Source organism: Actinophytocola sp. (assembly GCF_050699935.1).
In the GTDB taxonomy this organism is placed as follows: domain Bacteria; phylum Actinomycetota; class Actinomycetes; order Mycobacteriales; family Pseudonocardiaceae; genus Actinophytocola.
Genome location: NZ_JBOHGB010000297.1, coordinates 1 through 2,058 on the forward strand (window position 1 = coordinate 1; position 2,058 = coordinate 2,058).

Genomic DNA, 2,058 nt, shown 5'->3' on the forward strand with positions numbered 1-2,058 from the left:
GGCCGCCGCCACGCCCGCGGCCAGGCCGTTCGGGTCGTCGCCTCGGGCGAGCGCGTGGTCCGCGGCATCGATCGCGGCGGCGACGTCCCCGGCCCGCCACGCGCGGTCCGCGCGCAGCCCGTCGTTCTCGAGTAACTCGCCGGCGATCATGACTCGGTTCTTTCTTCCTGGCCGGGCTCCGCGGGCTCGTCCGCCGGTGGGTCCTCGGGCGTCTCGGGGTCGGTCGGCGTCGTGGTCGTGTCCGTCGGCGGCGTCGACGTGGTCTCCGTCGTCGTCTCCGTCGGCTGCGTCGACTCCGGCGGCTCACTCGTGACCGTCGGCTCCTCGGGCGGCGGTTCCTCGATCCGAGTACGGCGCGGCTCCTCGGTGTCGCGCGGCTTGGGCGCCGGCTGCTTCGTTGTCGTCGCCGGGGGCGTCGTCGTGACGGCCCGCTCGGTTTCGCTCGTCGTCGGGGGCGCCTTGATCTCGGCGTCCGCACCGGACGGTCCGTTGTTCGAGGCGAGCACGATGCCGCCGCCCACGACGAGCGCGGTGGCGACGGCCGCGGCGGTGGCCAGCGTGCGGGACAGGCCGAACCTGCGGTGTGCGGGCTTGACCGGGGCCGGCAGGCCGGCCGCCACCGGCGGGCGAACGGGGTTCGGGACGGGCCCGGGCACGGCCCGCAGCGCGATGCGCGTCGGCTCCGCCTCGGCGGCCATGGCGGGCTCGTCCGCGGCCGGCCCGCCGATGGCGAGCGCGGCGCCGATCGCGGTCTCCCCCTTGGGATTCGGGACGGCGACGACCGGCCGGCCGAGGATCTCGGAGAGGATCTGGGTCACCAGCGGAATGCGGGCCGACCCACCGGTGAGCAGCACGGCAGAGAGGTCCTCGGGCGAGCCGCCGGCGGCGTCGATCGTGCGGTACATGGTGGCCGCGGTCTCCTCGACCGCTGGACGGACCAGCTCCTCGAGCTCGGCGCGCGCGAGCCGTACCCGGGTGTCGACTCCGGGCAGTACCACCGGGATCCGCACGTCGGTGTCGGCCGACAGCGCTTCCTTGGCCAGCGTGCACTCCCGCCGCAGCCGGGCCAGCGCGGGCCGGACGGCCGGGTCGGCGGGGTCGATCGCGGCCCACCGCTCCCCCAGCGCCGTCCGCACGTGGTCGAACACGAGCTCGTCGAAGTCCAGGCCACCGATCTCGAGCTCCTCCGGCGGGCCGGCCGGCTCGAACCGGCCGTCGCCGAGCTTGCGTACCACCGCGGCGTCGAAGCCGGTGCCACCCAGGTCGTACACGGCGACCAGGTCGCCGGCCGACACGAGAACGCGCTCCGCGTACGCCCGCGCGGCCGCCTGCGCGCCGGACAGGAGGACCGTCGCGCCCAGGCCCTGCGCGACGAGCGCGGCGCGCAGCGATGCCAGCCGGTGCTGCCCCCAGCCGGCCGGATGCGTCAACGCCACCCGCGCGGCCGGGCCGCCCACCATGCCGGCGACCGAACCGACGACGTCCGCGACGAACCGTGCGGTAAGCGCGTCGGCGGTCATGGCGACCCCGCCGAGCCGCAGCGGCGTGCCGTCCCCGACGCGGCTGCTGAACTGCCGCGCGACCCGGTCCGGCTCGGTCAGCGCGCGCTGCTCCGCGGCCTCGCCCAACACGAGCGAGCCGTCGGGACTCACATACGCGACCGACGGCAGGAACGCCGCGTGCGGTCCGAACGCGACCACGTCCGCCCAGCCCGACCGGCACACCGCCGCGGCGGTGAATGTTGCCCCTAAGTCCACTCCGACCTGGTAAGACATCCCGCTTCCCCTCTCGCTTCACCAGCCGAATGGATTCGATACGTCAACCGGCTCGGTTTGGTTCACCTGACTGTCGAAACGTCGGTCGGTGACCACGATGTCCGCGGGTGGTGCGAGTGGACATCGGGGAAAACCCCTTAGTGGCCCCGCATGTGTTTTCCGGTATCCCCGTAGTGGGGTGTGCGGGGAGGGGGATTGCCCGGATGGCGGGTGTGCTGGGTGGTTCTAGCTTGGGTGTCGGCGGGACGGGATGTCCGGCCGGGAGGAACGAAAAGTTGTTGCT

The 2,058-nt window shown here is 74.1% G+C and carries 1 protein-coding gene; it reads right to left on the reverse strand.

Features of this window, described 5'->3' with window-relative positions; genetic code table 11:
• Positions 1 to 146 precede the first annotated feature (146 nt).
• Entirely contained in the window at positions 147 to 1,775 is a 1,629-nt protein-coding gene (locus ACRDTB_RS38050) for an Hsp70 family protein (RefSeq protein ID WP_431437133.1), read from the reverse strand.
• Positions 1,776 to 2,058 lie beyond the last annotated feature (283 nt).